The sequence below is a fragment of the Inquilinus limosus MP06 genome, assembly GCF_000767795.1.
Taxonomy (GTDB): domain Bacteria; phylum Pseudomonadota; class Alphaproteobacteria; order DSM-16000; family Inquilinaceae; genus Inquilinus; species Inquilinus limosus_E.
Genome location: NZ_JANX01000328.1, coordinates 1 through 7024 on the forward strand (window position 1 = coordinate 1; position 7024 = coordinate 7024).

Genomic DNA, 7024 nt, shown 5'->3' on the forward strand with positions numbered 1-7024 from the left:
TCGCTCGGACCGCTGAATGCGGTGGTCGAACGCGGCCTCGGCCATCCGCGGCTGGTGCGGCTGCGCTTCCTCGGCCGGCGCGACCGGGCGCTGGCCGGGCTGGCGCGGCACGGCAGGCCGATCCAGTACGCCCATGTGCCGGCGCCGCTGGCGCTGTGGGATGTCTGGACCCGCATCGCTGCCGACCCGGTGGCGTTCGAGCCGCCCTCGGCCGGCTTCGCGCTGGACTGGGCGCTGCTCGCCGCCTGGCGCCGGCGCGGCATCGGCTTCGCCACCCTGACCCATGCCGCCGGCATCTCCTCCACCGGCGACCCGGCGCTGGACCGCCGCCTGCCCTTCGACGAGCCCTACCGGATCCCGGAGGCGACCGCCGCGGCGGTGGCGCAGGCGAAGGCGACAGGCCGCCGCATCGTCGCCATCGGCACCACCGTGGTCCGCGCCCTGGAGGCCGCGGCGGAGGAGGATGGGTCGGTGCGGGCCGGCGACGGCGTCGCCGCCAACCGGATCGGGCCCGGGACGAGGCTGCGCGTGGCCGACGCCCTCCTCACCGGCATGCACCAGCCGGGCGAGAGCCATTTCGAGCTGCTGCGCGCCTTCGCCCCGGACGGCGTGCTGGACGGCCTGCCGGCCGCCCTCGCGACCGAAGGCTATCGCGGCCACGAGTTCGGGGATGTGATGCTGCTGGAACGGCAGGCGCAGTTGTCGAAGTGTCGCGACGGACGCAAGAGCGTTGAAGCCGCCTGAAAACGATCCTCCAATTTGTCATGCCCGGGTTTGACCCGGGCATCCAGAGATGTCGAGGCCGCTCTGGGTGGCCCCTGGATCGGGTCAAGCCCGGCGGTGACAGATAAGGGAGTGGCTTGAGCCTACGCCGCCGGCCAGGTCTCGATCGTCTCGACGAAGCGGGTCAGCCAGGCGTTGGTCTGGGCGCCGTCCAGGGCGCGGTGGTCGATGGTCAGGGAGACATAGGCCATCGGCCGGATCAGCATGGCATCGGCGCCGTTCACCTCGCGCACCACCACCCGCTTCTCGACCTTGCCGACACCGAGGATCGCGACCTGCGGCTGGTTGATGATGATCGGCGCGGCCAGAAGCGAGCCGGAGACGCCGTGGTTCGAGATGGTGAAGGTGCCGCCCTGGACATCGGCCGGCGCCAGCTTCCCGGCGCGGGCCAGGGCCGTCGCCTCCTGCAGCCGCGCGGCGATGCCGAGCAGCGACAGCGACTGCGCCCGGTGCACCACGGGCACCACCAGCCCCTTGTCGCCCAACGCCGTGCCGACGCCGATATTGACGTCGTCGAACACCTCCAGCGCGTTGTCGTGCCAGCGGCTGTTCACCGTAGGGACCGCCTTCATCGCCGCGACGCAGGCCTGGACCAGATAGGCGGTGACCGTCAGGGCCACGCCCTGGCGCTCGAACGCCGCCCTGTGCGCCTGGCGATGCGCCAGCACGGCGCCGAAATCCGCCTCGAATACGGCGGTAACATGCGGCGCCGTGGCCACGGACCGCGCCATGTGCTCGGCGATGCGCCGGCGCATGGAATCATGCGGGATGCGGTGCGAGCGGAGGCCGGAGGCCGGCTTCACCTCGGCCTGCGCCTGCCGGCGGGCGACCTCCTGTTCGACATCCTGCCGGGTCAGCCGCCCGTCCTTGCCGCTGCCGGTCAGCCCGGCGGGATCGAGCCCGGTCTCGACCAACAGCTTGCGCACCGAAGGCGACAGGCGGAGGGCCGGGTCGAATTCGGAGATGGATTTCGCCGCAGAGGACGTCTCTGCACCTCTCCCGCTCGCCCCATCCGAGTCCCCCCTCCCCTCGCGGGAGGGGGTTAGGGGGAGGGGGTTTTCGCCATGGGAGCCGATACCCGGTTGATGTGACACGCCGAGGTCGTCGGCCTCTCGCGCGCGGGCGCGCGCAGCGCCCTCCCCCTGCCCCTCTCCTGCAAGGGGAGGGGGGACTAAGGAAGACGAGTCGGCCCGGCTGGTCCCGATCCGTCCCAGCACCGCCCCCGGCGTCGCGTCCCGGTCGGTCGCGACCAGGATCTCGACCAGCGTGCCGGAGGCCGGGGCCGGCACCTCGACCGTGACCTTGTCGGTCTCCAGCTCGACCAGCGGATCGCCCTCGCGCACCGAGTCGCCCACGGCGGCGAGCCAGCCCCGCACCGCCGCCTTGGTGCCTTCCTGTTGCACCGGCGCCAGGACGTCGACCCTCGCGCCGCGCCCGTCTGCCCGACCGGCCGTCGGCTTCTTCAAGAGCTCGGCAAGTTCCTCTGGAGGAATGTTCTGCGAAAAGCTGACCGTCATCGTCTCGGCCCCAAACTCGTTCAGCGCCCGGCCTCAGAACCCGGTCAGCGCGAGGATCTTGTCCCGGATCCGCTCGACCGACGGCACCGCGGCCTCCAGCAGCGCCGGGCTGTGCGGGCTGGGGATGTCCGGCATGGTCAGACGTGCCACCGGGGCGTCGAGGTCCAGGAACGCCTGGTCGGCCACCACCGCCGCGATCTCCGCCCCGAAGCCGCCGGTGCGCAGATCCTCATGCACGATCAGGCAGCGCCGCGTGCGCGCCACCGAGGCCAGCACGGCCGCGCTGTCCCACGGCATCAGCGTGCGCAGGTCGATCACCTCGACCGACTTGCCGCTGGCCCGCGCCGCCGCCTCCGCCCGCTCGACCATCGCGCCCCAGGTGACGATGGTCAGGTCCCGGCCCTGCATCGTGGTCCGGGCCCGGCCGAAGGGCAGCACGTAGTCGTCGCCCGGATAGGGCCGCCGCGCCCAGGCGGCGTCGAGCATCGCCCGATGCTCGAGGAACATCACCGGGTCGTCGCCGCGCAAAGCCGCCCGCAGCAGCCCGACCGCATCCTCGGCATTGGACGGCACCGCCACCTTCCAGCCCGGCGCGTGCACGAACTGCACCTCGTTGGTCTGGCTGTGCCAGGGGTCGCCGCATTTCAGGAAGCCGACCGGCATGCGCAGCACCATCGGCGCGGCGAAGCGGTTGTTGGTGCGCCAGCGCATCGTGCCGCAATCGTTGATCTGCTCCACCGCCGGGTCGGCGTATTTGCGGAACTGGATCTCCGGCACCGGCAGGAGGCCGGCCAGCGCCATGCCGACGGCACGGCCGACGATGCCCTCCTCCGACAGGCTGGTGTCCATCACCCGGACGGCGCCGAACTTCTCCTGCAGCCCCAGAGTCACGGCATGGACCCCGCCCTTCGGCCCGATGTCCTCGCCCAGCACCACCATGCGCGGATTGACCGACAGCTCGTGGTCCAGGGTGCGGCGGATGGCGGTGACCATGTTGATCCGCGGCCCCTCCGGCCGCGGAGTTTCGCTGCCGACGGCCGGGACGATGCCGTCGCCGCCCAGATTGCCACCGCGCAGCCCGCCCATCGCCTGCGGCTCGCCCTCGAAGAAGACGTGGCGCGTCACCGCGGCGGCATCGGGGGCGGGGCGTGATTCGGCCCAGGCCCGCGCCGCCTCGACCTGCGCCTCGGCCTCGGCGGCCAGCGCGTCCCACTCCGCCGCCTCCATGACGGCCGGAACCAGGAACTGCTTCAGCTTGGGCAAGGGGTCGCGGGCCCATTCCGCCGCCACGGTCTCGGCCGGCTTGTACGCCTGGGTGTCCTGGAAGCTGTGCCCCTCCAGCCGCGGCACGCTGAGGCGCAGCAGGCACGGGCCCTTGCGGTCGCGGACATGGGCGACGGCGGCGTCGGCCAGCCGCGCCGCCTCGGCCGGGTCGGTGCCGTCGCCGGCCAGGATGTGCAGGCCGCGGAAGCTGGCGAGGTTGGCGGCGATGTCGCCGCCCGGGGTCTGGAACCGCGACGGCACCGAGATGCCGTAGCCGTTGTCCTCGATCAGGAACAGCACCGGCAGGCGCTGGGTGGTGGCGATGGTCAGCGCCGACCAGAAGCCGTTGGTGGCGACCGAGGCGTCGCCGCCCAGCACCACGGCGATGGCGCGGTCGCAGGCGGGGTCGTGCAGCACCGTGCGGCCGTATTCCAGCGCCTGGGCCCAGCCGGCGGCCGGGGTGTACTGGGTGCCGACCCCGCCGCACATCGGCAGCGCCGAGGGGCCGGAAGGGTTGGGGAAGTTGAACACCACGCCGATGTCGCGGCCGGCGGAATAGCCCTGGTCCCGCGCCATGGCGGAGCCGAGCGCGTCGACCAGATCGACGCCAAGGGTCAGCAGGATCGGGCGGGACCGGTAGTAGCCGCAGACCGCGTCGCGCGGGTCGTCCAGCCGGGTGCCCAGCAGGATCTGCGCCAGATCGTGGCCGCGGGCGGAAAACTGGTAGAGCACCTTCTTCTGCGGCGCCAGCACCGTCTCCTCCAGCGCGTCGAGGGCGCGGGAGAGGTGCAGCAGATGGGCTATGCGACGCCAGTCGAAGCCGGGATCCGGCGCATTCGCCAGGAGGCGGGGCTGCTGATAGGCGAGAGCGGTCACCGGGTCGTCCTTCTGCTGGGTGTTCGACCGGACGCGCGAGCGCGCATCTCCAGGAAAAGGATGCGCCGGGATCGGGGAAAAGTTTTGCCGATGTCGGCGCTGCACCTCGAGATCTGAGGTATGATTTTTCCGGATCAAGGAGATTACGGAGGTTTCATGTCCACGGATGCCGAAGAGCTGGACCGGTTCGAGCGCGCCATCCTGGCGGCGCTGCAGCGCAACGCCCGACAGAGCGTGCAGGAGCTGGCCGATGCGGTCGGCCTGTCGACCTCCCCCACCTGGCGTCGGCTGAAGGCGCTGGAGGAGCGCGGCGTGATCAAGGACTACGTCGCCCGGGTCGACCCGGCCCGGCTGGGCTATGGCGAGACGGCCTTCGCCCATGTCACCCTGGCCAAGCATGACGGCGAGCAGATCGAGGCGTTCGAGCGCAAGATCGCCGAGCGGCCGGAGGTGCTGGAATTCTATTCGATGACCGGATCGGCCGACTACATCCTGCGGATCGTCACCCGCAGCCCGCTGGACTATGAGAAGTTCCTGAAAGAGGTGGTGTTCACCAGCCCGGCGGTGCAGCACATCAGCTCGAACTTCGCACTGCGCGAGATCAAGAACAGCGTGGCGATCCCGGTCTGACACCGAGCCACCCCCTCACCCTCCCGTCGCCAACGCGACGGGCCCCTCCCTCTCCCCGAGGAGAAGGGAAACTGAGCCGCGCTCCCCGACACCTCTCCTTGGGGAGAGGTCGAGATCGCGCAGTGATTTCGGGTGAGGGGGGGGCGGCTCCGGTCCATCCACCGCCCGCCCTTGCCCGCCCGGCCGCGCCGGGGCATCGTGGCGGCCGCAGCCTGACGGGAGGAGCGCCGGCGTGAGCATCGAGTTCCTGATCACCTCGTTCATCATCGTCGCCTCGCCCGGCACCGGCGCACTGTTCACCATCGCCGCCGGGCTGACCCGCGGGTCGCGCGCCAGCGTGATCGCCGCCTTCGGCTGCACGCTCGGCATCGTGCCGCACATGGCGGCGGCGATCCTGGGGCTTGCGGCGCTGCTGCACGCCAGCGCCCTGGCCTTCGAGATCTTCAAGTATCTCGGCGTCGCCTATCTGCTGTGGATGGCCTGGAACACGCTGCGCGAGCACGGCGCGCTGACGGTCGAGAAACAGACCGACGGCCGCTCCGCCCTGCAGGTCACGGTGACGGCGATCCTGGTCAACATCCTGAACCCGAAGCTGTCGATCTTCTTCGTCGCCTTCCTGCCGCAGTTCGTCAGCGTCGACGAGGCCCATCCGCTGGCCCGGATGCTGGAGCTGAGCGGCGTGTTCATGCTGATGACCTTCGCGGTCTTCGCCGTCTACGGCCTGTTCGCCGCGGCGATGCGCGACCATGTGATCAGCCGCCCGCGGGTGATGACATGGATGCGCCGCAGCTTCGCCGCCGCCTTCGTCGCCCTCGGCGCCAAGCTGGCCCTGGCCGAGCGGTAACGAGGCGCCGCCTCTTCCATCATTCACTGACCGAGCGTTCAGAGAATTCTTGATCTGCCGCCGCGACACGCCAAGTCTGGTGGCAACTGGCATTTCCTGAACGGACCGGAAGTCATGGCCCGCACCCGTGCCCCTAACTATGACGAGAAGCGGCAGGCGATCCTGCACCGAACGGCGGAGCTGTTCGCCCGGCACGGCTTCACCGGCGCCTCGATCACCATGATCGCCGAGGCCTGCGGCATGTCGAAGGCGCTGCTGTACCACTACTACCGCGACAAGGACGCGGTGCTGTTCGACATCCTGGCCGACCACCTGTCGACGCTGGTCGCGGCGGTGGAGGAGGCCGCGGCCGCCCCGGCCAGTGCCCGCGAGCGGCTGCACGCGATCGTGGCCGCGCTGCTCGACGCCTATCGCGACGCCGATGCCGAGCACCAGGTCCAGATCACCAGCCTGAAGCTGCTGCCGCCGGAGCAGCAGGAGCAGCTGAAGGAGATGGAGCGGACGCTGGTGCGGATCTTCGCCGAGGCGCTGGCCACGGCGGTGCCGCAGGTCGGATCCGACCGCACGCTGCTGATGCCGCTGACCATGTCGCTGTTCGGCATGCTGAACTGGCACTATCTCTGGTTCCGCGAGGGCAAGGGACTGGACCGCGCCGACTACGCCCGCCTGGCGACCGAGCTGGTGCTGTCCGGCGCCGCGGATGCCGTCGCGGCGGTGCGCCCGACCGGCAACCAGCCCACCGCCCGGCGACGGATGGAAACCGCCTGAGCCTCATGCCCCGCACCGCTCTGCACCGGATCCTGGACAGCCTGAAGGCCGAGCCGTCCCGCACCTGGTCGATCATCATCACCGTCTATGGCGACGCCGTCGTGCCGCGCGGCGGGTCGCTGTGGCTGGGCACCCTATCGGCTTTCCTGCACGCGATCGATATCGGTGATGGCGTGGTCCGGACGGCGATGTCGCGGCTGGCCGCCGATGGCTGGCTGGAGCGCAGCCGGGTCGGCCGCAACAGCTTCTACCGCCTGGCCGAGCGCGGGCGCGAGACGTTCCGCACTGCCACCGAGCACATCTACAACGCCCATCCGCCGCCGCCCGGCAGCGGCTTCGTGCT

At 70.8% G+C, this 7024-nt stretch carries 6 protein-coding genes and 1 pseudogene; 5 read left to right on the forward strand and 2 right to left on the reverse strand.

The genetic code is table 11. The annotated features are described in order from the left end of the window. The coding region (locus P409_RS21785) for an S-adenosylmethionine:tRNA ribosyltransferase-isomerase (protein ID WP_034843618.1) at positions 1-744 on the forward strand (744 nt) is incomplete at its 5' end. A 122-nt stretch (positions 745-866) separates the two neighbouring features. On the opposite strand, the gene P409_RS21790 is transcribed toward P409_RS21785, so the two are convergent. Further along, complete coding sequence (locus tag P409_RS21790) at positions 867-2300, reverse strand: dihydrolipoamide acetyltransferase family protein (RefSeq protein WP_081991691.1); 1434 nt, start codon at positions 2298-2300, stop codon at positions 867-869. 33 nt (positions 2301-2333) lie between these two features. Beyond that, the gene (locus P409_RS21795; RefSeq protein ID WP_034843620.1) at positions 2334-4439 is read right to left on the reverse strand and encodes a transketolase C-terminal domain-containing protein; all 2106 of its coding nucleotides are present in this window, start codon (positions 4437-4439) and stop codon (positions 2334-2336) included. Positions 4440-4595: 156 nt separating this feature from the next. Here P409_RS21795 and P409_RS21800 point away from each other — a divergent pair, with 156 nt between their 5' ends. The 4 genes and pseudogenes from P409_RS21800 to P409_RS21815 all read left to right on the forward strand — a co-directional run. After that, positions 4596-5069 carry an Lrp/AsnC family transcriptional regulator gene (locus P409_RS21800; protein ID WP_034843623.1) on the forward strand — a complete coding sequence of 158 codons (474 nt, stop codon included), beginning with the start codon at positions 4596-4598 and terminating at the stop codon, positions 5067-5069. Between the two features lie 232 nt (positions 5070-5301). Continuing rightward, positions 5302-5913, forward strand: a complete 612-nt coding sequence (locus P409_RS21805; protein WP_034843624.1) for a LysE family translocator — start codon at positions 5302-5304, stop codon at positions 5911-5913. A 114-nt stretch (positions 5914-6027) separates the two neighbouring features. After that, positions 6028-6681: a TetR/AcrR family transcriptional regulator gene (locus tag P409_RS21810; RefSeq protein ID WP_034843626.1), complete on the forward strand. Its 654-nt coding sequence runs from the start codon at positions 6028-6030 to the stop codon at positions 6679-6681. 5 nt (positions 6682-6686) lie between these two features. Continuing rightward, positions 6687-7024: pseudogene (locus tag P409_RS21815) on the forward strand (phenylacetic acid degradation operon negative regulatory protein PaaX); the annotation flags it as partial.